Source organism: Pectobacterium parmentieri (assembly GCF_001742145.1).
In the GTDB taxonomy this organism is placed as follows: Bacteria; Pseudomonadota; Gammaproteobacteria; order Enterobacterales; family Enterobacteriaceae; genus Pectobacterium; species Pectobacterium parmentieri.
The window spans coordinates 3,952,140-3,975,402 of sequence record NZ_CP015749.1; the positions used below are offsets into that span (position 1 = coordinate 3,952,140).

Consider the following 23,263-nt stretch of genomic DNA (forward strand, 5'->3'; position numbering starts at 1 on the left):
GACGCTCACGAAAGGCTGGCTAAGCCTTGAGCGGCGGTGTAAAGTTCCTGATGAGAATGGCTATCACTAATAACCCAGGAGGAAGACATGCACTCTCATCAGCATCACCACAGCACTGAGAAATCAGCCTGCTGCAATAACAGCGTTCACCACGCGCCACGCAGCGCCAAAAGCTGCTGCAACGAGCACACCCAGCATTCGAACCACGCCGACCACAGTTGCTGTTCAACCAAGCATACGTCCGATGCCACCGTTCAGACCGCATGTGGCACAGAGCAGCACTCGTCAGACAGCGGCGGTAGCGCGGATTCAGACGACCCCGACGGTGGCGACAGCGACAGGCCCCGATCCCACCAGCGTTTCAGTTGGAAAATCAGCGGGATGGATTGTCCCAGTTGCGCACGTAAAATCGAAAATGCCGTAAAAAATCTCACCGGAATTGAACAAGCCAAAGTGCTGTTCGCCACCGAAAAATTGGTGGTTGATGCCTACACCGATATCCGTCCTCAGGTTCAACATGCCGTTCAGCAAGCTGGCTTCACCTTGCAGGACACTGCACTCCCCATCGCACCACCCGACACGTCTACCGTGCGTCGTTTCGTGCATGAATATGGTTTCTTAATACTTTTCACGTTGCTGGCTGCTGCAAGCTGGGGACTTTCCCTGCTAAGCGAGCGCAGCGGGCAGATCGCGTTTATCGCAACTACCCTTGTCGGGCTGATTCCAATCCTGAAAAAAACGGTGCAGCTCATTCGCACGGGTACGCCTTTCGCGATTGAAACGCTAATGAGCGTGGCTTCCATCGGAGCGCTCTTGATTGGTGCCACCACCGAAGCCACCGTTATTTTGCTGCTGTTTATGCTGGGCGAATATCTGGAATCTTACGCGGCAAACCGTGCACGACGGGGCGTAACCGCACTGATGGCACTGCTTCCTGAAGATGCTACGGTCGTAGGAAACGGGCAGCGACGCCTCGTCCCTGTTGCGAGTCTGGTGCCCGGCGATGTCATTGAAGTCGCTCCCGGCGAACGGCTCCCTGCCGATGCAGAACTCTTGAACAGCGACGCCAGCTTTGATGAAAGCGCCCTAACCGGCGAGTCGGTGCCGATTGAGCGCACACCCGGTGAAAAAATTGCCGCTGGTAGCTTGTGTGTCGATCGGGTCGTGCAGTTGCGAGTGGTTTCACAACCGGGCAACAGTGCCATCGACCGTATTCTGCAATTGATAGAAGAAGCAGAAGAGCGCCGCGCACCGATAGAACGCTTCCTCGATAAGTTCAGCCACTACTACACACCTGCCATTATGCTGCTGTCGCTGTTAGTGATTCTGGTGCCGCCGCTGCTGCTGGCACAACCGTGGCAAGAATGGATTTATCGCGGTCTGACGCTGCTGTTAATCGGCTGTCCGTGTGCGCTGGTGATCTCAACGCCTGCGGCGATTACCTCTGGGCTGGCCGCCGCAACACGCCGTGGAGCGCTAATTAAAGGCGGGGCAGCGCTGGAATCGCTGGGCAGCATCAAGACTATCGCATTTGATAAAACCGGCACGCTGACGGAAGGCAAGCCGCAGGTGACGGACGTGTTACCCGCAGCAGGTATTAGCGAAACGGCGTTGCTGACGCGCACCGCTGCGGTGGAATCAGGTTCACACCATCCGCTTGCCAAGGCGATCGTCCAGCATGCGTTATCCAGCAGCACGTTCCTGCCGCTGGCGGAAAACCGTAAAGCGCTGGCGGGTGTCGGCGTTGAAGGCACGATAGGCAGCAAACGGATTCAGGTCAGCGCCCCAAGCCGCATCGCAACCAATCTGCTTGATGCCGACTGGTTGCAACGGGTCGATATGTTGGAAAGCGAAGGGAAAACCGTCGTGGTGGTGCAAGAAGACGACAGGCTGCTCGGCTTGTTGGCATTGAGTGATACGTTACGCCACGATGCGCGTGAAGCGTTGGATGCCTTGCAGCAATTGGGGGTCCGCGGCGTCATGCTCACGGGCGATAATCCCCGCGCAGCGGCAGCGATTGCAGCGACATTGGGGATCGATTACCGAGCCAGCCTGCTCCCTGCCGATAAGGTCACAGCAGTCAGCGAACTGAGTCAGCAGCACCCCGTGGCAATGGTGGGCGACGGTATCAACGACGCGCCAGCCATGAAAGCCGCAACCATCGGCATCGCGATGGGAAGCGGTACGGATGTGGCGCTGGAAACCGCCGATGCAGCATTAACCCACAGCCGCCTGACCGGGCTAGCGGCCATGATCAGCTTGTCACGGGCAACGCAGCGTAATATTCGTCAGAACATTACCATCGCGCTGGGGCTGAAAGCGGTATTTCTGGTCACCAGTATTCTGGGCATTACCGGGCTGTGGCTGGCGGTGCTGGCGGATTCGGGCGCAACGGCACTGGTCACGGCCAACGCGCTGCGGCTGCTGAGAAAACAGGACTAATCGCAGTCTACGGTGCGCGGTGCAACGCCGCGCACCTGCGGCTTGAAGTATGACGAGTATCAGTGACCCTTGCGCAGCAGATACCGATAGGGAAGCTGCTCGGTCTCCTGCGCCAGAAGCTCATGCTCCATATACACGCAAAAACCGGGAATATCGCGAGTGGTGGCCGGATCGTCGGCAATAATCAGCAGCGTTTGCCCGGTTTCCATCTGGCGTACCGTCTTACGTACCATCATCACAGGCTCAGGGCAACGCAGCCCCTGGGCATCAAGGGTTTTATCCGGGTTGGTAAAGGGATCGGTCATCAACGTTCTCAGTGCTGGAATCAAAAAACCGCCTTAGTTTACGCGGAGGATTTCCCGACGCAAGCGACGACAACGTTTGCGCACAAAACAACCATCCGTTCTCGGTAAAACACATTGCATTAGCGAAACAATTGCGTATTATGCCGCCGCGTTGCAGCATAAATCTGCACGTTATCCCTTGGGTTCCCTAACCCCAATAACCAAAAAGGTCACATTATGTATCGTTTTACTCCCCAGCAGCGGCTTACGGCGCTGATCTGGCTGTCGTTGTTCCATGTCCTGATCATTACGTCGAGTAATTATCTGGTTCAGCTCCCGGTATTGATTTTCGGTTTTCATACCACCTGGGGCGCATTTACCTTTCCGTTTATTTTTCTGGCCACTGACCTGACGGTTCGCATTTTCGGTGCGCCGCTGGCGCGTCGTATCATTCTGACCGTCATGGTGCCTGCGTTGGTGATTTCCTATCTCATTTCATCACTGTTTTATCAGGGATCGTGGCAGTCATTTGAGTCGTTGAATCAGGTGAATATCGTCGTGGCACGTATCGCCTGCGCCAGCTTCATGGCGTATGTTCTGGGCCAGATTCTGGATGTCCACGTCTTCAATCGGCTGCGTCAGAAACGCGCGTGGTGGGTGGCACCCGCGGTTTCAATCGTGTTTGGTAATTTTAGCGACACGCTGGCCTTTTTCTTCATCGCGTTTTACCGCAGCACCGATGCCTTCATGGCAGCAAACTGGATCGAGATTGCGATGGTGGATTACGCCTTCAAGTTGCTGATCAGCCTGGCCTTCTTCCTGCCGATGTACGGCGTCATGCTGAACATGGTGCTCAAACGTCTGAGTGAGCAGAAAGGCAGTCTCGGCTATCACTCCGTCAGCAGTCACCATTAATACCATTCGGGCGGCAATTTACGCCGCCTTTTCTCCTTAAATCACTTATCGTTTTGTAAAAAAACGCAGGCGTCAACAACGGTTTGCAACAACAAAACGCTTGTTTTTGCTATCTGAATAAGGTGCCATACTGTTATTACCTATTTCAAAAGATGACCTGTTTCAAAAACGAGAGAAAGGGAACCTATGTCGAATGTAATCAAATACCTCGGTGTCGGCCTGCTTGTCGGCCTGCTTGCTGCCTGTGATGGCAAAACGGATGACGCCGCAAAAGCGGGTGCACAAGATAAACCCGCCGCAGAAGCCAGCGCGGGCCAGAACATTGAATTATTGGAGGGTAAAATTGCGTTTACTCTACCAGCCGATATGAGTGACCAAAGCGGTAAAGTTGGTACACAAGCAAACAACATGCACGTTTACGCGAATGACAACGGGCAGAAAGCCGTCATCGTGATTCTGGGCGATGACACCACAGACGAGTTGACCGTGCTGGCGCAGCGCCTGGAAGATCATCAGCGCACGCGTGACGCCAACCTTCAGGTCGTTACCAACAAAACCATCGACGTTGACGGCAAGAAGTTGCAACAGCTCGACAGCATTATCACCAGCAGCGGACAGCAGGCTTATTCCTCTGTGGTGTTAGGCAAAGTGGAAAACCAACTGCTGACCTTGCAGATCACGCTGCCAGCCGGCAATCAGCAACAGGCACAGAGCGAAGCAGAAGGCATCATCCACACGCTGAAGCTGAAATAATCGGCCTTATCGTCTGGGAGTAGCCACCTCGGTGGCTACTCTTGTTCGATGGCAGGGCGCTGAGTCAGTCGCCACGTCAGCGCCAGACCACATAGCCCCAGCAACGCCGCCGCCAGATAAATAGAGGCGATACCGGTATAGCTCATCAGCACGCCCGCCACTGGCCCGACGATGCCCAATGACAGGTCGAGGAATATCGTATAGGTTGCCAGCGCACTACCCTGATTCTGTGGTGATACCGCCTTGACGGCAACGACGCCCAATGCCGGGAACACCAGAGAGAAACCCGCTCCCGCGAGGAATGCCCCCACTTCCGCCATGAGCGGTTGCGTCGCGCCCCACACCAGCAGCAGGCCCACGATCTCAACCACAAAGCACGCCATCGCTACGCGCAGTCCGCCAAACCGCTGAATACTGTTGGGGAAAACCAGCCTCGCCCCAACAAAAGCACAACTGAAAATAGTCAACGTCAGCGCAGCCCCATCCCAATGACGATCGGCATAAAACAACGTGATAAACGTGGCGATCACGCCGAAACCCGCGGAGGCGATCGCCAGAATAATGCCGTAAACCCAGACTTTCCCCAGCACTTCGCGGAAGGGAATCTTTTTCCCCGGCGCGACCTGCACGGCTGGACGCGGCAGCGCAAAGATAATCGCCACGGCCGCACTCAAAATGATGCACACGGAGAGCAGCTTTAGCCCGCCAACATGATTGAGCCAGACGCCGAGCGGTGCGCCAATCGCCATTGCGCCGTAAGTCGCAATACCATTCCACGAAATCACGCGCCCGATATGTCGGGAACCCACGACGCCAACCCCCCAGAGCGTTGCACCTGTACCAGCGAAACTCTGTCCTGCACCCAGCACGACGCGCCCGAGACACAGTAGCAGCAGCGTGATCGCGGGCGATGCATCGCTAAATGCGGCAAGCAGGTAAAACACCCCGCTCAACATAACGCCCACCAATCCCCAGACGACGATTTTCTTCGGCCCTTTTTCATCAGCGCTGCGACCGGCATGGGGACGGCTCAATAGCGTGGAGAAATATTGCAGGCTGATCACCAATCCGGCCCAGAATGCGCTATAGCCAAGGTGGTCATGCACGTACCCCGGCAGTACCGCCAACGGCAGGCCAATGTTCAGATAGCTGGCGAAGTTGAACGCCACAATCGAAACGATGCGTAAATTGAGGCGCAGACCACTCAACGCCGGTTCGGATGGGGAAGGTGTTGGCATGGAAAATTCACTCGCTTAACGTCCGTGTATGACGTACGTTCAGAAAAACATCGAAAAGTAACATTCTTATATTGTTGGTTATAATCAACCTTATGCTAATAAACTAATCCCGAACACAGGAGAAACGCAATGCCTGTACCGGCAGACCCGGAGCGTCAGTCAACATCGTCAGCCCCAGCAGGGGATAAATCGCCACAGAAGCCTCTTTCGTTTCTGGACAAAAGCAAACGTCTGGCCGCTCGCATTCAGGCGATTCCCAGCGTGGCACACCTGATTCGTGCAGGCGAACGTTTCAACGATCGCATGGGCAACCAGTTTGGCGCGGCGATTACCTATTTTTCCTTTCTGTCGCTGATCCCCATTCTCATGGTGTCTTTTGCCGCCGTGGGCTTCGTGTTGGCCTCCAACCCCGACCTGCTGACTGGACTGATCAATCGCATTGTTAACAGTATCAGCGATCCCAATCTGGCCAATACGCTGAAAAGTACCGTCAACACCGCCGTGCAGCAGCGTACCACCGTCGGGCTTACCGGTTTACTGATCGCACTCTATTCCGGCATCAGTTGGATGGGAAACCTGCGTGAAGCGATTCGCGCCCAGTCGCGCGACGTATGGGAACGGAACCCAAAAGATGAAGAGAAGATTTACTTTCAGTACACGCGGGATTTCCTGTCGCTGACAGGTTTGGTCATAGCGCTCATCATCACGCTTTTCCTGACCTCCGTTGCGGGCACCGCGCAAAACATGATTGTGACCGCGCTGGGGTTAGATGGCATCGAGTGGTTGCGCCCCGCATTAACGCTGATTGCACTATCCATCTCTATCTTCGCCAACTACCTGTTATTTCTATGGATATTTTTTGTTTTACCGCGTCATAAACCCAAGCGCAAAGCGCTCTTTCGCGGCACGTTGATTGCCGCCGTCGGTTTTGAAGCTATCAAGTTCGCAATGACTGTCGCACTGCCTAAACTCGCTAGTTCTCCTTCAGGAGCTGCGTTCGGCTCGGTCATTGGCCTGATGGCGTTCTTCTATTTCTTCGCGCGCCTGACGCTTTTCTGCGCCGCCTGGATCGCGACGGCGAACTATAAAGGCGATATCTCGACAGACCAGAACGAGCAAGAGAAAGAACCGCCCTCTCCGCACTAAAAACAGCGGGAAAGCGCTGGTTTTCCGATCTGCGTCATGAAAAAATAAAACATCGTTTCAAGGCTATTGACTCAGTCTCACGTAATGTTGAGACTGAGGTTAATTTCGCGTTTTTATACCCGAATAATTCGCGTTCCAGGGTACCTTTTCAAACAGGCCAAAAGTGATGACAACTACTAACATTGCCGTAATCGGCGAATGCATGATCGAACTGTCGCAGAAGGGCACGGATCTTAACCGTGGATTTGGTGGCGATACGCTGAACACCGCCGTTTACATTGCCCGTCAGGTAAACGCTGAGAAGCTGGGCGTGCATTACGTGACCGCACTCGGCACCGATAGCTTCAGTACCGAGATGGTTGCCGCCTGGCAAAACGAAGGGGTGAAAACCGACCTGATTCAGCGCCTTGACAACAAACTGCCCGGTTTATATTTCATTGAAACCGACAATAGCGGCGAGCGCACATTCTACTATTGGCGCAACGATGCCGCCGCCCGCTACTGGCTGGACAGCCCGGAAGCAGAAAAAATCGGTCAGGCGCTGGCTCAATTTGACTATCTCTATCTGAGCGGCATCAGTCTGGCGATCCTGAACGCCGAAAGCCGTCAGCGTCTCCTCGCCCTGCTGCGCGCCTGCCGCGCCAACGGCGGTAAAGTGATTTTTGATAACAACTACCGCCCACGCTTGTGGCAGAGCAAGGAAGAGACGCAACAGGCCTACACCGACATCTTGTCCTGTACGGATATTGCCTTCCTGACGCTGGATGACGAAGACATGCTGTGGGGCACAAAGCCGCTGGAAGACGTGTTGGAACGCACGCACGGTTTGGGCGTTAGCGAAGTGGTCATCAAACGTGGGGCCGATTCCTGCATTGTGTCAGAACGCGGACAAGCGCTGGTTGATGTCCCGGCAATCAAACTGCCAAAAGAGAAAGTGGTTGATACCACCGCAGCGGGCGACTCCTTCAGCGCGGGCTATCTGTCAGTACGCCTGAACGGCGGCAGCACACAGGAAGCCGCACAGCGCGGTCACCTGACGGCTAGCACGGTCATTCAATACCGTGGCGCGATCATCCCGCTTGACGCAATGCCTGCGTAAGCATGACGTAGTGTGATAATAAGCAAAAGGCCGCGACTGCGGCCTTTTTTCGTTACTAATTGCGGGTTTACTGCGCGACAGGAACCTTGTCCTGCAGTTTGGCTTTTTCCGAAGCCGATGCAGACGCACTGGCAACCGGCTCAACGGCTGGCGTCATAATCTGGTCGTAGGCTTCCTGCAACGCCTTCATATTCGCTTCAGGCTCACCCGGCTGTTGGATCAACATCAGCGTCGTATCTTGTACCAGTTGCTGGTGCAGTTCCTGATTCAGGATATCCAGCGTCAAGGCCGACAGATAAGTCTGGCGCAGTTTCTGATACTGCTCGGGAGCAATATCCACCACGCCATTTTGCTGAGATCGCAGGCGCTGATCCATCAGGATGTCCGTGCTGGTACGCGCATAAGTGGCAAACAACTTGTTCAGCTCGTCCGTCTTACGCGCGATCAACGCGTCAAACTCTTGTTGTGTCAGCCCCTTTTCACGCAGTGTAGCCAGCTCGCGTGCCATAAACGTCACGCCCGGTTCAACGCTCTCGCTATTCGGTACATCCATATGAATCGCGCACTGAGAACGGGTATAAAACACGTTGCAGTCGAAACGGAGGTTGTTACCCTTCTGCGGACTCTTCTCCAGCACCTGCTGCAGGTGCCAGAACATCGCTTCTCGCGTCATGTCACCCAGCCAGTAGCGCACCAGCGCCTGAGACTCACGAATCGGATGCCACGGCGCATCCCACATCAGCGACAGCGTATCCTGCTGGGCGTTGTTATTCATCAGGCTGATCGCCTGCGGCGGCAGCGGGCTTAATGTCGGCAACGGCGCTGGCGCTTCGCGTTTCCCTTCCAACGGAGAGAAAGCTTTACCGATCTGCTCGAGCACGCTGCGGTTATCAACATGGCCAACGATGTAGAGCGTCATCGCATCTGGTGTATACCAGGTTTTATAAAATTGCTGGATCTGCTCGCCATTCAGCGGCGGTTTAACGTCCTGAGCAGGATCGTGCGCCAGCAGAGGCGACCCTTTCAGGCGATAGCGCCAGCTCGGATCCTGCGGGTTAACCGGGAAGGTGGCAACCTGATCGGGCACCTTCAGCGCGGTCTGTAGCCTTTTTTCGTCGAACGTCATATGCCCTGCGCTTTCCGCCAGCCACGTCAGCGCTTCTTTCAGCAGTTCGGGACGATTATTCGGCAGGCTCAGGTTATACGACGTGAAATCATACGAGACAACGACCGGGGGAAGGACGCGTGAGCTATTAGCGTCGCGCAGCCACATGGAAGGTAACTGGGCAGCGGATAGCTTATCGCCGGGCGCAAGAGCCAGGCGGGGAAGAAAATGCGCAAAGCCCACCTGCTGGGCGTTTTCCAGCAACGATCCGGCATTAACAACCAGACGCAACTCAACCCGATCGCCGGGGCGCTGTGGCGTGGTTAATAACTGCCAGGTAAAACCATTATCCAGTTTACCCTGCTGCCAGGCAGGATCGGGCTGTAGTGCTTCAGCCTGCACGCTGCTGCTGACCACGGCCAGCAACATACCACCAACGAAAAGCGCCTTTTTGGTGCCCTGCATGTGAACCCCTACTCATAGCTATCCAACATATTAATGTGGTTATTGTTGATCATTATAGTGGCCTTGCGTCTGCCACCGCACACTCTCGTGGATATATCACGGAAAAAATTAAAGACGCGAAGTGTACCATTCCCTTGGACAGCGCGCTTTTGTCTATGTCACTTCAGGAGGCGAAATAATCTGCAAAAAAGATAAAAATAGTCATATTTAACAATATTTTTACGTTTTTCGGCGGGTAAGAAGAGAGGGAGAAACGATTTGGTTCGGTTTGTTTACAGGCAAGAAATTTACAAACAAAAAAATTCCCCACGGATCGTTAACACCGTGGGGAACTGATTTAGAAAACCGTATTGGAATTACGACTGCGCTGTCGGCGTGGCCGCGTTATCGCTCTTATTGTTACCAGACAACTCAGCGTCCAGTTTCTTCTCATCCAGCTCGCGGCAATATTTTGCTACCACGATAGTCGCAACACCGTTACCAATCAGGTTGGTCAGCGCACGCGCTTCTGACATGAATCGGTCAATACCCAGAATCAACGCCAGACCCGCAACAGGCAGATGGCCTACGGCAGACAGCGTTGCTGCCAGCACAATAAATCCACTTCCCGTCACGCCTGCTGCGCCTTTAGAGGACAGCAGCAGCACCACCAGCAGCGTAATCTGATGCCAGATATCCATGTGGCTGTTGGTTGCCTGGGCGATAAACACCGCCGCCATCGTCAGATAGATGGAGGTGCCATCAAGGTTGAACGAGTAGCCAGTAGGAATGACCAGACCGACGACGGATTTTTTACAACCCACCTTCTCCATCTTCTCCAGCATACGTGGCAGCACGGATTCAGAAGAGGACGTACCCAGTACGATCAGCAGTTCTTCACGGATGTAGCGAATGAATTTGAAGATACTGAAGCCCGTTGCTTTCGCAATACTGCCCAACACCAGAAATACAAACAGAACACAGGTGATGTAGAAGCAGAGGATCAGTTGTCCCAACTGCACCAGCGTACCGACACCATATTTACCGATGGTGAAAGCCATAGCACCGAACGCACCCAAAGGAGCCAATTTCATGATCATGTTAATGACGCCGAAAATGACTTTGGAGAAGCTGTCGATCACATCAAAAATCACTTTGCCCTTTGGCCCCAGACGGTGCAGCGCAAAGCCGAACATCACAGCAAACAGCAGAACCTGCAAGATATTACCGCTGGCAAACGCACCGACCACACTCGCAGGGATCACATCCATCAGGAACGGAATCAGACCCTGTTGCGAAGCCTGCTGAGTATAGACCGCCACCGCAGACGCATCGAGCGTGCTCGGGTCGATGTTCATGCCCACGCCAGGTTGCACAACGTTAACCACGATCAGGCCGATAATCAGCGCAATCGTACTCACAATTTCAAAATACAGCAGCGCGGCCGCACCAGTACGACCGACCGACTTCATACTTTCCATGCCTGCGATGCCGGTGACTACCGTACAGAAGATAACCGGCGCAATAATCATTTTAATTAATTTAACAAACCCATCGCCCAACGGCTTCATTTGCTCGCCAAGCTGGGGGTAGAAATGCCCCAGCAGGATCCCTATCGTAATAGCGGCAAGAACCTGAAAATAAAGACTTTTAAAAATAGATGTTTTCATACATACGTCCTATGGTGGCGAAAACACAGGAGGGAAATAGGGTACGAAAATGCCGCCTGTGATTGCGCCGGAAAGTAACATTGCAATAACAAGCTGAGAATGTTTTATAAGTTTAGTTTGTGAACGATAGGTTAAAAACAAGAGCTGAATCACGTCAGCAATAGTTATAAAGAAACATCAGTGCAATTTACTTGTAACAGATGCACATTTTTACAGCAGAAAAAACTCGTAAAAAGCCCTTAAACCCCCGTCACACGGGGAAAACGCGGATCAGGAAACGTCGTTATGAAAAATAACATTTCCGTCACCTGTTAATGCTCAGGAAGACGCGATGAGGAGATGAACACCACATTTTTTATCACGCCGCGCCAGTTGCATGGCAAAACGCGCCTGTGACAAAAGCAGCGCCGCCTCCTCTGGTTGAGGGTCGGTAATCGTCAGGATACCCGTGCTGACAGCCCGCACAGGCTGGGAGCCAGTAGGTAAAAAGGGAGAATTAATTGCCAGCATTACGTTTTGCGCCCACTCTTGCGCTCGTCCAGCGGATCCCAGTGTTTTCCCGATGATAGCGAACTCATCACCATCGAGGCGTGCCAGATACATGCTCCCTGCCTCATTTTGTTCTTCTATCACCGCATGGAGTTGCTTAGCCAACGCGGCCATATCGCCCTGGCAGGCTGAGGAATCAAGCCCAAAAATGAGCAGGCTAAACGGAGTAGCGTCCACCAGACGCTGTTCAAGGCGTCGTATAAAATGTGCGTTGCCCGGTAGCCCCGCGCCTTCCGCTCCGGCAGAGAGAGACTGCTCCAGCAACTGTTGATTACGGTTATAGCTGCGCACCAGCGCCCCCAGCTCATCATCCTGATGCCAGGGCGGCAGCGTGAGCGGGCGGTGAAGCACCGCGTCCAGCGGTAGATTCTGTAACTCGACAATAATCCCACGCAGCGGGTGTATCAGCAGCCGGTTAATGCACCAGGTAATGGCGATCGACATAATCAACGCCAACAGCAGATACGTCGCCAGCATGGTTGAAAAGGTGCTGACGATAAATTGATACATCCGATAGGAATCCGCCTGCAAGACCAGATGCGCCAGCGGTGCCGAATATTGTGTCTGCGGCGGCGAATAGAGTGGAATAGAGATGCGGATCGGCAGCTTAAAGAACCGCGCGATCCAGTCCGGCACCGGACGTTCTTTCGGGAAATTAGCGTGTAACGTCTGGAAATCATCAGGCAGCAATACATCTGCCCGGCTAAGAAAGGCAACGGGGAGCAAGCTATCCAGAATATTACCTGCACGTTGCACTTCACCTTGTAGCACCGCATCCGTCAGCGGTTGACGCACGGAATACGCGATGCTCTCCAACTGCTTGGCATAATCTTCACGGCGCTGATGAACGAAGTGAAAAAGCTGTATGACGATAAACAGGCTGATCGTTACCAGTGCCACGGCAGACACGGCTGTCATCTGTTTAATCGTTAATGAACGTCTGAGCCGCAAGCGCTTTCTCCGTCAACCTGTTATGCAAACCTGAACACCTGTCCCACCAAATAAAAATAGGCGGGCAATACGCCGCGCGAAAAACGCGCCGCCACACGCAGTAACACGCTACAAATAGTATAAGTCAGCTTATCGCCGCCTCAACGCGGTTTTCTGCTGGTACTCAGGGGATTTCATCTTAATCTTAGGCTCCCGTAACGCGGCCTCAGAATAGGGGATATCCCCTGCATAAGCCAGCATAGCTATTCAGGGGGAGAGCGAAGATAACACGTGATGAAGAAAGGCGGGCAGCGGCAACCCGATAGGATGTGTTCTGACGGTCTAACGCTGGTCACTTAAGCCCGTACTTAGGGGAAGCACAGGGGAAGGTTCCCCCTGTGGTCGCCCGTGCACCTCGATGCTTGAACCACCGGCATTACGTTATGATGGTTACGCTATTGCGGGTATGGCACCCAGTCTCCGCCGTTCAGACGAATGTAGGGTTTTCCCTGATATTGCATCACGATCGCGTTCTCATTTTCCGAGATCGCTTCCGTTTGTGGCAGTGTGCTCACCAGCGTTTGCCAATCCACAGAAGGCGCAGTGAACACTTTACCGTCCACCACCCGTGCAACCAGCTCCGAAATCGCCAGATAGCTGCTCGGTGATGTCACCTCAAGCGCATTGCCCTGATGCGGTGCCTGCAAACCAAACAGTTTCACACCGACAGGAATATGCGTGATACTCGGGCTGGGGATATCGCGCAACCCAGACATTTGCATCTTATCGCCAGCCAGCGCTGCCCCATGCTCCGGTACCACCACCACCATGACTTTGCGACCAGATTTTTGCAACACGTCAAAAAAGGCATCCAGTTGGTCAAACAGGATCTTTGCACGTGGCGCATAGTCAGCCGACTGGTTGGTGCCTACAAAGCGGTTACCGTCATGCAGCGGAATCAGGTTAAAGAACGTCGCATTACGCGTCGTCGTCGCTTTATCTCGCTCGCCCAGCCAACGATTTAGCAGCTCCAAATCGTTATAAATCGGCTCGCCGTCGAACGAGGTAATCTGGTGGCTGATGCCCTCCTGCGACAGCATCGGAATCTGGATGTCACCCTCTTCACGCACCTCACGCAGGTAATTCCCGAAGATGCCGGAATGATCGAGCATCAGTTGCTCTTCAAAACCCAGCTTCACCAAATTACTGAACAGGAAGCACTGCTGGTTCACTGGCTGGTACAAATCGGTGTGAGACTGTTGACCACAGCTTGCCCGCAGCAGGCGAATTGACGCTGGTCCGCTATACGCAGTAGCGGAATTAAACTGTCGAAACAGGATATCGAACTTCTTCCACAGCGGATGGTTGTCCAACTGCGCCACCTCTATATCCGACCATGACAGCGAACAGATATTGATAATCAGAAGATCAAAAGGCTGTGCATCCTGCGGCAGCGAGGTAGGAAACGCCGTGGTTCGCGCTTTTTCTCGCGTATAAAACTGGTTCAGATAAGCCGTAAGATTCGCATTCGTAGGCGGTAAGGTGGCTTCGGACAGCGCGGTTCCTCCGCCAGTTGGGGAACCCGCTGCCGAGGGGGCTGGCGTCGTCGCTACCGCAGGCATCAGCGAAACGGCAGGCCCCGCCAGATTGATGATGTTTAGCCACGCCAGCGCCGCCACGGTAAATACCGTAATGCGAACCCACTGCGCGAAGAACAGGTAGGTCACGGTGATAACCACCGCCGCACCGACCATTTGCCAGTTAATGAAGCGATTTAACAGCTCCAGTAAATAGGCGGTACTAAAGCCAGCAACCTGTGTCCCCTGGCTGAGAATACTGTTGATGCCCGGCAGCCAGGTATCGTGGTAAAAAAGCCCGATACCGAGCGGAATGGCAATAATATGACGCCAGCGGTGCAGTGTGACATTGGGGATCGGGAGCAGCAAAAACGCCAAAAAGACCAGATTAAGCAGCGGATGAAAATTCAGGTACCCAAACCACAACAGGGCAAATTTCAGCAAAAAATACAGATTCCAGGCACCTAGCCCACGCCAGTAGCGCCATAATTGCTGTTTTTGCGTGTCCTGTTGTTGCTTACGTGTTTTTTCGTCCATTTTATTTTTTAGTCTCTGCTGAAGTCGGCTTGGTTGAAGAAGAGCTACGCATCCAGACACTGGCTGGCTTCAGGTAGCGTGGCGACAATAGCCTGTTTTTCCAATACTGAAGCCAGTGAGGGATCACACGGTGCGCCAGATAGCCAAGCGTAAAGAAGACGACCGCGCTTAATAGCACCAGTTGAACGATATCAATCAGATTCATCATGATAATTCTCCCGGTACACGGGTCAGTAAATCGGGCGACAGTAAATCAATAGCAATAGGCTCACGCCGTGGCGTCTGGCGGCGTGGTGCAGATTCGGTTTGCTGCAGTTGGACATAATCATTAATCTGCTGTTCCTGTCCGGACGTACTGTCCTGCTCCAACGATTTGATTTCCGCTACAATCTGTAAGTCTTGTGACCACACAATCCGATTACTGAACACTTCATCTACCGGCAGACGGAAGATAGATTTCAACGCGATATCCAATTCATTCAGACGACAATTGGACAGGAATAAAAACAGACGACCCTGTGCGATCGTGACGACATCGCCAAAACGTCGCAGCGTGCACAGCGTCAGCACCTGCGCTGCTCGCACCCCCGGAACCGGGCGAAATGCCACCAGCACGCCTTTGCTGCCTTCCGGCATCAACGTACTATCAATCAACATCTGCACAGACTGCCGAAAAGTCTCAGGCGGCTGATAGCCCTTAATCTGCAACGGCCGCATGGTGGTCAGCAGGACCTCGACATCGACAGGAACATGTTTAGTAAAGCGCTGCCCTTGCACGCTTTCAATCCGCGTCAGGAAGCGAGATAGCGGTTCTGAATGGGAGACAATAAGATTTGCGCCACACGCCAATAACAGACGCTCGTCGCTGGCACGCAGGCAGGGCTTCATTTCCCGCACCACAATCTTCAGCAATTCACCACGCTGCCGCCGCAGGCTATGAACCTGTTTGGCGAGGGTATCCACCTGAATAGTCTGATTGAGTGCAAAAACGAGGGTGGCCGCATTCGTCAGCATGCCGGTTTGTACCAAAATGTCATTGTCGTCCATTAGCTGCCAGTTTTCTGATAGCGCGGGAGCCCCTTCCATCACGCTCTTTTCCATCAGAAAGAGCCCATCGTCATTCAGAGACGGCGTGAGAGCAGGTTCCTCTTCCGTCAGCATGTGCCAGCCATCCTTATCGGGTTGCAGCATTTGTACCTTATTCGCCCACACGCCTCTTTCCGTTGCCCACCATGACACCAGATACTGTGCGCGATCCTGCTGCCATTGCAGGCTGGCCAAGCCGTAAAGCCCGCGATGTTGGGAGATCAGCATATTCCTCAGCCGGGTTACGCCGCTGCTATGGCTGAGGATCACCAGCGTACACTGGCGCTGATGTAGCCATACTGCCGTGTCATCCACCCAACGCTGTAGTCTTTCCGGTGAGATATCTCGCCACAGGCTGGCGGGAGCATAAAGCACTAACAGGCGATGTTTCGGACGTAATGCGCGCATCAAGTCATCGGTTAAATTCAGCAACGCGGCCTTATTTTCCGGCAATATATAGCAAGATAACTGTTTTGTTTCGGTATTAAACAATGTCGCCAATAGCGCGTCAGACCGTTCCCCGCAGCCAATTAACGCCACTCTCGCGTCGTTATTTTGGCTGTGCATCATTTGTTGGCAAAATAATGCGGCATCAACCTGTCGATCAATATTCACCCAATAAAAGCCCGCCAACTGGAGCGTAGCCAGTTCATCCCAAAGGTGACGGATACCTAATAAAAAGTTCTGCTTCATAGACTGATTTCTTTTCCGTTAATGGCGGCAACCAACCAATCAAAATAAACTCTAGCAGTCCCTTGGAGGATCACAACGTCCCGCCATTAATTATTCCGCCCCCTTAATATACCCAAAATAATTCGATTTTCAGGAAGGCGGCAAGAGAGGGACAAATTCGTCTGGAACAAATTTGACCAGCCAGCGACTGGCCTTTGGTGAGAGACAGGATGTCTCTCATTTCATCTCGATGAGCTTACACAGGTAAGTAATTCGGGTGAGTGACAAATCTACCAGAGGCGGATTTGAACACTGCTTGCAGCGGCCCCAGCAGGGCGAAGCTCACGTCAGTGTGCCGAGTATCGTAGCCAACGCACATGCAACTTGAAGTATTGCGGGAATAAAGATCTCATTACTATTTTTATCTGTCCACATTGCAATCAGCAATTCGTTGCTATAGTTAATTGGCCTGCACGACTATTTTATTAAAGAAGCAAAGGCGTAAGCCTTCATAGGTGTGGGCGCAGTAAAAGAACCACTACATCTGCTATTAAGATGTTTCCCTTTATACCCTAAATAATTCGAGTTGCGTGAAGGCGGCAACTGAGCGAATCCCTAGGAACTTACTCAGGTAAGTGATTGGGGCGAGTAAAGCTCGCCAACGCACAATCAGCTTGAAGTATGACGGATATATCGTTCCCAATGATAATGGATAGCCTATTTCAGAGACATGGGATGAATAACGAACCGACTCGTATAGATACCAGCGCACGCGCCGATTTAACCGAAAATGCAAGAGCCGATGACGATCTTAGGGTCCTCAGTCAGGCTTTTTCTTTGCCTGAAATAAACTATATCGATATTTCCCGTCAGGCACGTCTGAGCCAAATGATGGCTCGCTGGCCGCTGCTGGATGAATTAAAAGAACCGGCTGGGAGCGACTGACAATGCCCGTTATTGCATTGCAAGGAATCCGCGGAGGTGTAGGAACAACCTCGATAACCGCCGCATTGGGATGGGCTTTCCAACGGCTGGGCGAATCTGCGCTGGTAATTGATTTTTCGCCAGACAATTTGCTACGAATTAACTTTAATATGCCATTTGAACAGCGCCGCGGCTGGGCACGGGCGGAAGCCGACGGCGCGCCGTGGCAAACCGGTGCCATGCAGTATCTCCCCGGCCTGGATTTTCTGCCGTTTGGTCGCCTGAGCATGCAGGAAGTCGCCACGCTGCAACAGCATTACCACCAGCACGCCGCACTCTGGCAAAACAATCTAACGCAGCTCAGCGCGGCGGGCCACCACCGCTGGGTACTGATCGACGTGCCAGCAGACAATAGTCCGCTCGCGCGCCAGGCGTTAGCTACTGCGAACACCATTTTTCAGGTGGTGGTGGCTGATGCCAACTGCCATTCACGGTTACATCAACAGGCGTTACCACGTCAGTGCCATTTTCTGGTTAATCAGTTTTCTACCCTCAGTACGCTCCAGCAGGATTTGCACCAACTCTGGCTGCACACGCTTTCACACCTGCTGCCGCTGGTAGTACACCGTGACGAAGCGTTGTCAGAATCACTGATGCTGAAACAACCGCTGGGCGAATGCCGCCCGGATAGCGTGGCGGCAGAAGAGATCATGACGCTGGCAAACTGGTGCCTGATTCACGTGAAGGAAAACGGCGTATGAGTGGCATCCTGCGCGTATTCCTCGTTCCGCCCGCCAGACAGGCGATACAACAGCGCTATCGCGGCTATCGTCAGCAGGGGGCCTCCGCCTTTGCCGCCTTTTTCGCCACGCTGCTTGCAATACTCGGCTGGATCTTCCTGCGGCTGGAGTCTGATGGTTGGCAACAAATTCGCGCACAGCGGACCTATTGGTTCCCGCACATTTCGCCTCAGCGCCCGCGTCCAGCCGATGTGCTTCGCTATCTGACACAGGGTATTTGGCTGCTGACCATCAAAAACGGCCAGTTACCCACATCACGGCGTAATTACTTCTCCGCGCTACCGCGCTGGCGGCAGCGCTACATGAACGCGCAGCAAACGCTATTTACCCGCTTTAGCCACGTGAATACTGACGACCGTGAAGACAGTGAATCAGGCACCACGCGGATGAACCGCCTACAAAGGCTGGTCACGGTGGCACTGAGTCTGCTGTGTGCAGCGCTGGCGTTTCTGTGCATCACGCAGCCGTTTGATTTGCTATCGCAGTTTATTTTCATGACGCTGCTGTGGGGGATCGCCATGCTCGTTCGCAACATGCCGGGACGCATGCCGACGCTCATGATGATCGCCCTTTCTTTCACAGTCTCCTGCCGTTATCTGTGGTGGCGCTACACCGAAACGCTGAACTGGGACGATCCCGTCAGTCTGGTGTGCGGCCTGCTGCTGCTGGCAGCGGAAACCTACGCCTGGGTGGTGTTGGTTCTGGGCTATTTCCAGACAATCTGGCCACTGAACCGTCATCCTGTTTCGCTGCCTGAAGACAGCACAACGTGGCCAACCGTCGATCTGATGATCCCGACCTACAATGAACCGTTGAGCGTGGTGAAACCGACAGTTTATGCCGCACTCGGTATCGATTGGCCTAAAGATAAACTCAACATCTATATTCTGGATGATGGAGGCCGCGCTGAATTTAAAGCCTTCGCAGAGGAGGTCGGCGTCCATTACATCGCCCGCGTCACGCACGAACATGCCAAAGCCGGTAACATCAACAATGCTCTGAAGCAGGCGAAAGGCGAGTTCGTTGCCATTTTCGACTGCGACCATGTCCCCACCCGCTCCTTTCTGCAGTTAACCATGGGATGGTTTTTTAAAGACAAAAAGCTGGCGATGTTACAGACGCCGCACCATTTCTTCTCACCCGACCCGTTCGAACGCAATCTGGGGCGCTTCCGCCGCACGCCCAATGAGGGCACGCTGTTCTACGGTCTGGTTCAGGACGGTAACGACATGTGGGATGCTACGTTCTTCTGCGGCTCCTGCGCCATCCTACGGCGGAAACCGCTGGATGAGATTAGCGGTATCGCGGTCGAAACAGTGACAGAAGATGCCCACACCTCGCTGCGTCTGCATCGCCGTGGTTACAGCTCGGCCTATATCCGCATTCCACAGGCGGCCGGACTGGCGACCGAGAGCCTGTCGGCCCACATCGGGCAACGCATTCGCTGGGCACGCGGCATGGTGCAAATCTTCCGGTTGGATAACCCGCTGTTAGGTAAAGGGCTGAAACTGGGGCAACGGCTGTGTTATGCCAACGCCATGATGCACTTTCTATCCGGTATTCCCCGGCTGATCTTCCTGACCGCCCCGCTGGCGTTTCTGCTGATACACGCTTACATCATTTTCGCCCCTGCGCTGGCAATTGCACTCTACGTATTGCCACACATGGTGCATGCCAGCCTGACCAACTCGCGTATTCAGGGACGCTACCGTCACTCGTTCTGGAGTGAGATCTATGAGACCGTGCTGGCGTGGTACATCGCCCGCCCGACCACCGTAGCGCTGTTCAATCCGCACAAAGGGAAATTCAACGTGACAGCCAAAGGTGGGCTGGTTGAAGAACAGCATGTCGATTGGGTGATCACGCGACCTTATCTGGTGCTGGTGCTACTGAATATTGCCGGCGTGGTGTATGGCATCTGGCGTTTGATTGACGGGCCGACGGAAGAGATCATGACCGTGCTCATTAGCCTGCTCTGGGTCACGTATAACATGACCATTCTAGGGGGCGCCGTCGCGGTCGCGGTAGAGGCCAAACAGGTGCGGCAGGCACACCGGGTGGAGATGTCGATGTCTGCCGCCATTCTGCGCACCGATGGCCACATTTTCCCCTGCGTCCTGCGCGATTATTCCGATGGCGGTGTCGGCGTTGAAACCCGTGAATCAGGCATTCTCCAAATCGGGGACAGCGTCTCGCTGTTATTAAAACGCGGTCAGCAGGAGTACGCCTTCCCTTTCAGCGTCACCCGCGCGTTCGACAACAAAATTGGCTTGCGCATGACCAACCTGACCACCCGTCAGCACATCGATTTCATTCAATGCACCTTTGCGCGCGCCGATACCTGGGCGCTCTGGCAAGACAGTTTCCCGCAGGATAAACCTGTCGAAAGTCTGGTTGATGTGTTGGCTCTCGGCTTTCGTGGCTACCTGCGTCTGGCAGATTACGCACCGCCAGTGATACGCAATATTATCCTGGCCTTCCTCAACATCGTGGTGTGGGTCGTGTCATTCATCCCGCGCTATGTAGGAAGACGCACCGTTACCGACCAGCCAGACGCTGCGCGGCCGGAAAAGACCGTATATCGGGGTAAGACTCCGTCTACCCATGAAACGCGATTTGCACAAGAGAACCCGTTTACAGAAAAGACAGTGGCTTGATTGCCATTCACAGGCCGTGACCAACGGTCTTTTTCCCGACCAAGAGAAAGACCCTTAACATTGATGATGACACGATGACGAAAAAAATAATCTGGTTCACCGCATTGGCTTTAGGCGTCAGCTCATTATCTCAGGCTGTCACCGCGCCGCACGCACAAACGCTGACGGCGGGAGGTTCCGCCCAGTCGCCCGTCCATGCTGCCACCACAACGCCCGCAACGGCCACACCAGCGACTGGCGTGTCGACCACGAGCATGCCCGCAATCCCGCTGGCACAACCGCAGGATAACGCCGCCGTGCGTAACGCGGTGCTGCCGTTTGCGCAAATCGCGCCGGCGCCGGGCACATTTGCGCTACGCGGCATCAATCCCGACGGACAGATTGAGTTCGGCGTTCGCAGCGATGAAGTCGTGACGCAAGCCTCGCTCGATCTTGAGTTTACGCCGTCGCCCGCGCTGATCCCCACCGAGTCTCATATCAAGGTTTATCTGAACAATGAGCTGATGGGCGTCACCACGATTAGCAAAGAGCAGATGGGTAAATCCAACCGCGTCCGTATTCCTATCGATCCGCACTACATCACGGACTTCAACAGCCTGCAACTGGTGTTCGTCGGCCATTATCAAAACATCTGTGAAAATCCAGCCAGCACCAGCCTATGGCTGGATATCAGCAAAGCCAGCGCACTCAATCTGCAATTCCAGAAGCTGACGCTGAAGGATGACCTGTCGCCGTTCCCTGCACCGTTTTTTGACAGCCGCGATACCCGACCGTTAACGCTGCCTATTGTCTTCGCCGGCCAGCCAGATCTGGTGCAACAGCGTGCCGCCGCCATGCTCGCCTCCTGGTTTGGCAGCAAAGCACAATGGCGCGGGCAGTCCTTCCCTGCTCTTTTCAACCAGTTGCCAGATCGCCACGGCATTGTTTTCGCCACCAACGATAAGCGCCCTGATTTCCTGCACGATACCCCGGCGGTGAACGGGCCGACGGTGTCTATTATCAGCCACCCTGACAATCCTCACGTTAAACTGCTGCTGGTTCAGGGGCGTGATGACAATGAATTGCTCACCGCCGTACAGGGCATAGCCCAGGGCAACACGCTGTTCCGTGGGCAGAGCGTCACTATCGATAAGGTAGAACAGCTCGCCCCACGTCAGCCGTATGATGCGCCAAACTGGGTACGCACCGACCGCCCGATGACCTTCGCCGAGCTTCAGCAATATAACGAACAGCTACAAACCGACGGCATTGTGCCTCGGCCGATTTCACTGACCCTGAATTTGCCGCCTGACCTGTTTCTGATCCGCAGTCAGGGTATCGACATGCGCCTGAAATATCGCTACACCGCGCCGCAGGTGCAGGACGGTTCGCGTCTGAGCATCAATCTAAACAACCAGTTTGTACAAGCCTTCTCGCTGGCACCGGAACACGATCAGAGTTCCCTGTTAATGCGCCTGCCGCTCACACAGGGATTATGGGATTCCAACAAAAACCTGACCATCCCGGCGTTGAAACTGGGTACTACCAACCAACTGCGCTTTGATTTCAACTACACCACGCTGCTTTCCAGCGGCACCGCTGACCGCTGTGAAACCTATACACCGGTCGTGAACCACGCCGTCATCGATAGCAACTCAACCATTAACTTCTCTGGCTATCGCCACTTTATGGCGATGCCGGACCTGCGCGCCTTTGCCAATGCCGGCTACCCGTTCAGCCGACTGGCTGACCTGTCACAAACGCTGGTGCTGGTGAACAAACAGCCGCAGCCGGCTCAGGTCAGCGCAATGTTGAACGCTATCGGTAACATTGGGGCACAAACCGGCTACCCGGCATTGGCGGTACAGCTAAGCGACGACTGGACACAGGTCGACAAGCAGGACCGTGATATTCTGATGATCGGTGCTATCCCGCCTGAACTGCACGACGACGGCAAAATCAATCTGCTGGTTGAGCAAACGCAAAGCTGGATCAAACAGCCAACACGTCAGACCGCCATCCCGGATATGGGCTCGCCCGACTCTGATGCGAAACCAGACAGTAAAACCACCGTCAGCGGTACGGGAGCCATGTCGGCGATTATCGGCTTCCAGTCTCCGTATCACGACCAGCGCAGCGTTGTTGCCCTGCTGGCCGATAGCCCACAGGGCTATACCCTACTCAACAACACGCTGATCGACAGCGAGAAAAGAGCGTCGCTATTTGGTTCCGTTTCCGTCATCCGCGAATCGGGCATCAATAATCTGCGGGTCGGTGACGTTTATTACGTCGGCCATCTGCCGTGGTGGGAACGCATCTGGCATGCATTGGCGCAACATCCCATCTGGCTCGCCGTCATCTCAACACTTACCGTCATCATTGTTGCCTGGCTGCTGTGGCGTGGCCTGAAATTCTTCAGCCGCCGTCGCCTGTCACCAGACGAAAGGGATTAACGC

General features: G+C 54.0%; 17 protein-coding genes. 9 read left to right on the forward strand and 8 right to left on the reverse strand.

All coding sequences use genetic code 11. From position 1 onward, the window contains the following. The first annotated feature begins 87 nt into the window (after positions 1-87). The gene (locus tag A8F97_RS17940; protein ID WP_025919965.1) at positions 88-2,442 is read left to right on the forward strand and encodes a zinc/cadmium/mercury/lead-transporting ATPase; all 2,355 of its coding nucleotides are present in this window, start codon (positions 88-90) and stop codon (positions 2,440-2,442) included. A 59-nt stretch (positions 2,443-2,501) separates the two neighbouring features. On the opposite strand, the gene tusA is transcribed toward A8F97_RS17940, so the two are convergent. Further along, positions 2,502-2,747 carry a sulfurtransferase TusA gene (gene tusA, locus A8F97_RS17945; RefSeq protein WP_014698415.1) on the reverse strand — a complete coding sequence of 82 codons (246 nt, stop codon included), beginning with the start codon at positions 2,745-2,747 and terminating at the stop codon, positions 2,502-2,504. 216 nt (positions 2,748-2,963) lie between these two features. Here tusA and A8F97_RS17950 point away from each other — a divergent pair, with 216 nt between their 5' ends. Both A8F97_RS17950 and A8F97_RS17955 read left to right on the forward strand, forming a co-directional pair. Continuing rightward, entirely contained in the window at positions 2,964-3,641 is a 678-nt protein-coding gene (locus A8F97_RS17950) for a 7-cyano-7-deazaguanine/7-aminomethyl-7-deazaguanine transporter (RefSeq protein WP_025919964.1), read from the forward strand. Between the two features lie 186 nt (positions 3,642-3,827). Next, the gene (locus A8F97_RS17955; RefSeq protein WP_012821938.1) at positions 3,828-4,394 is read left to right on the forward strand and encodes a DcrB family lipoprotein; all 567 of its coding nucleotides are present in this window, start codon (positions 3,828-3,830) and stop codon (positions 4,392-4,394) included. A 35-nt stretch (positions 4,395-4,429) separates the two neighbouring features. Here A8F97_RS17955 and A8F97_RS17960 read toward each other — a convergent pair whose 3' ends face one another. Then, positions 4,430-5,632, reverse strand: a complete 1,203-nt coding sequence (locus A8F97_RS17960) for an MFS transporter (protein WP_025919963.1) — start codon at positions 5,630-5,632, stop codon at positions 4,430-4,432. 129 nt (positions 5,633-5,761) lie between these two features. Here A8F97_RS17960 and yhjD point away from each other — a divergent pair, with 129 nt between their 5' ends. Together yhjD and kdgK are read left to right on the forward strand one after the other, a co-directional pair. Beyond that, a complete protein-coding gene (gene yhjD, locus A8F97_RS17965; RefSeq protein ID WP_033072364.1) occupies positions 5,762-6,778 on the forward strand; it encodes an inner membrane protein YhjD in 1,017 nt (338 codons plus the stop codon). A gap of 166 nt (positions 6,779-6,944) precedes the next feature. Then, on the forward strand, positions 6,945-7,877 hold the full coding sequence (kdgK, locus tag A8F97_RS17970; RefSeq protein ID WP_012821935.1) for a 2-dehydro-3-deoxygluconokinase: 933 nt from the start codon (positions 6,945-6,947) through the stop codon (positions 7,875-7,877). A 67-nt stretch (positions 7,878-7,944) separates the two neighbouring features. Here the strand turns inward: kdgK and A8F97_RS17975 are convergent, their stop codons facing one another. The 6 genes from A8F97_RS17975 to bcsE form a co-directional block, all read right to left on the reverse strand. Continuing rightward, positions 7,945-9,447 carry a M16 family metallopeptidase gene (locus A8F97_RS17975; RefSeq protein ID WP_033072365.1) on the reverse strand — a complete coding sequence of 501 codons (1,503 nt, stop codon included), beginning with the start codon at positions 9,445-9,447 and terminating at the stop codon, positions 7,945-7,947. A 356-nt stretch (positions 9,448-9,803) separates the two neighbouring features. Then, positions 9,804-11,096: a dicarboxylate/amino acid:cation symporter gene (locus A8F97_RS17980; RefSeq protein WP_012821933.1), complete on the reverse strand. Its 1,293-nt coding sequence runs from the start codon at positions 11,094-11,096 to the stop codon at positions 9,804-9,806. Between the two features lie 318 nt (positions 11,097-11,414). Then, positions 11,415-12,563: a diguanylate cyclase domain-containing protein gene (locus A8F97_RS17985; protein ID WP_050512694.1), complete on the reverse strand. Its 1,149-nt coding sequence runs from the start codon at positions 12,561-12,563 to the stop codon at positions 11,415-11,417. Positions 12,564-13,030: 467 nt separating this feature from the next. Continuing rightward, complete coding sequence (gene bcsG / locus A8F97_RS17990; RefSeq protein WP_033072367.1) at positions 13,031-14,689, reverse strand: cellulose biosynthesis protein BcsG; 1,659 nt, start codon at positions 14,687-14,689, stop codon at positions 13,031-13,033. 1 nt (position 14,690) lies between these two features. After that, a complete protein-coding gene (bcsF, locus tag A8F97_RS17995; protein WP_012821930.1) occupies positions 14,691-14,897 on the reverse strand; it encodes a cellulose biosynthesis protein BcsF in 207 nt (68 codons plus the stop codon). Then, positions 14,894-16,468, reverse strand: a complete 1,575-nt coding sequence (gene bcsE, locus A8F97_RS18000; protein ID WP_033072368.1) for a cellulose biosynthesis protein BcsE — start codon at positions 16,466-16,468, stop codon at positions 14,894-14,896. The genes bcsF and bcsE overlap by 4 nt, the downstream gene beginning before the upstream one ends. Before the next feature lie 714 nt (positions 16,469-17,182). Here bcsE and bcsR point away from each other — a divergent pair. The 4 genes from bcsR (at position 17,183) to bcsB (ending at position 23,260) form a co-directional block, all read left to right on the forward strand. Further along, positions 17,183-17,392, forward strand: a complete 210-nt coding sequence (gene bcsR / locus A8F97_RS18005) for a cellulose biosynthesis protein BcsR (RefSeq protein ID WP_012821928.1) — start codon at positions 17,183-17,185, stop codon at positions 17,390-17,392. A gap of 2 nt (positions 17,393-17,394) precedes the next feature. Further along, on the forward strand, positions 17,395-18,132 hold the full coding sequence (gene bcsQ, locus A8F97_RS18010) for a cellulose biosynthesis protein BcsQ (protein ID WP_033072369.1): 738 nt from the start codon (positions 17,395-17,397) through the stop codon (positions 18,130-18,132). Next, complete coding sequence (gene bcsA / locus A8F97_RS18015; RefSeq protein ID WP_033072370.1) at positions 18,129-20,828, forward strand: UDP-forming cellulose synthase catalytic subunit; 2,700 nt, start codon at positions 18,129-18,131, stop codon at positions 20,826-20,828. Before bcsQ ends, bcsA begins: the two co-directional genes overlap by 4 nt. 74 nt (positions 20,829-20,902) lie before the next feature. After that, positions 20,903-23,260: a cellulose biosynthesis cyclic di-GMP-binding regulatory protein BcsB gene (gene bcsB, locus A8F97_RS18020; protein ID WP_033072371.1), complete on the forward strand. Its 2,358-nt coding sequence runs from the start codon at positions 20,903-20,905 to the stop codon at positions 23,258-23,260. Positions 23,261-23,263: the final 3 nt, after the last annotated feature.

Bases quoted from the DNA above. Each gene is read 5' to 3' on its own strand.
- kdgK (WP_012821935.1), top strand. From the start codon at position 6,945: ATGACAACTACTAACATTGCCGTAATCGGCGAATGCATGATCGAACTG.
- A8F97_RS17940 (WP_025919965.1), top strand. From the start codon at position 88: ATGCACTCTCATCAGCATCACCACAGCACTGAGAAATCAGCCTGCTGC.
- bcsR (WP_012821928.1), top strand. From the start codon at position 17,183: ATGAATAACGAACCGACTCGTATAGATACCAGCGCACGCGCCGATTTA.
- bcsQ (WP_033072369.1), top strand. From the start codon at position 17,395: ATGCCCGTTATTGCATTGCAAGGAATCCGCGGAGGTGTAGGAACAACC.
- bcsA (WP_033072370.1), top strand. From the start codon at position 18,129: ATGAGTGGCATCCTGCGCGTATTCCTCGTTCCGCCCGCCAGACAGGCG.
- bcsF (WP_012821930.1), bottom strand. From the start codon at position 14,897: ATGATGAATCTGATTGATATCGTTCAACTGGTGCTATTAAGCGCGGTC.
- tusA (WP_014698415.1), bottom strand. From the start codon at position 2,747: ATGACCGATCCCTTTACCAACCCGGATAAAACCCTTGATGCCCAGGGG.
- A8F97_RS17985 (WP_050512694.1), bottom strand. From the start codon at position 12,563: ATGACAGCCGTGTCTGCCGTGGCACTGGTAACGATCAGCCTGTTTATC.
- A8F97_RS17950 (WP_025919964.1), top strand. From the start codon at position 2,964: ATGTATCGTTTTACTCCCCAGCAGCGGCTTACGGCGCTGATCTGGCTG.
- bcsE (WP_033072368.1), bottom strand. From the start codon at position 16,468: ATGAAGCAGAACTTTTTATTAGGTATCCGTCACCTTTGGGATGAACTG.
- bcsG (WP_033072367.1), bottom strand. From the start codon at position 14,689: ATGGACGAAAAAACACGTAAGCAACAACAGGACACGCAAAAACAGCAA.
- bcsB (WP_033072371.1), top strand. From the start codon at position 20,903: ATGACGAAAAAAATAATCTGGTTCACCGCATTGGCTTTAGGCGTCAGC.
- A8F97_RS17960 (WP_025919963.1), bottom strand. From the start codon at position 5,632: ATGCCAACACCTTCCCCATCCGAACCGGCGTTGAGTGGTCTGCGCCTC.
- A8F97_RS17980 (WP_012821933.1), bottom strand. From the start codon at position 11,096: ATGAAAACATCTATTTTTAAAAGTCTTTATTTTCAGGTTCTTGCCGCT.
- A8F97_RS17975 (WP_033072365.1), bottom strand. From the start codon at position 9,447: ATGCAGGGCACCAAAAAGGCGCTTTTCGTTGGTGGTATGTTGCTGGCC.
- yhjD (WP_033072364.1), top strand. From the start codon at position 5,762: ATGCCTGTACCGGCAGACCCGGAGCGTCAGTCAACATCGTCAGCCCCA.
- A8F97_RS17955 (WP_012821938.1), top strand. From the start codon at position 3,828: ATGTCGAATGTAATCAAATACCTCGGTGTCGGCCTGCTTGTCGGCCTG.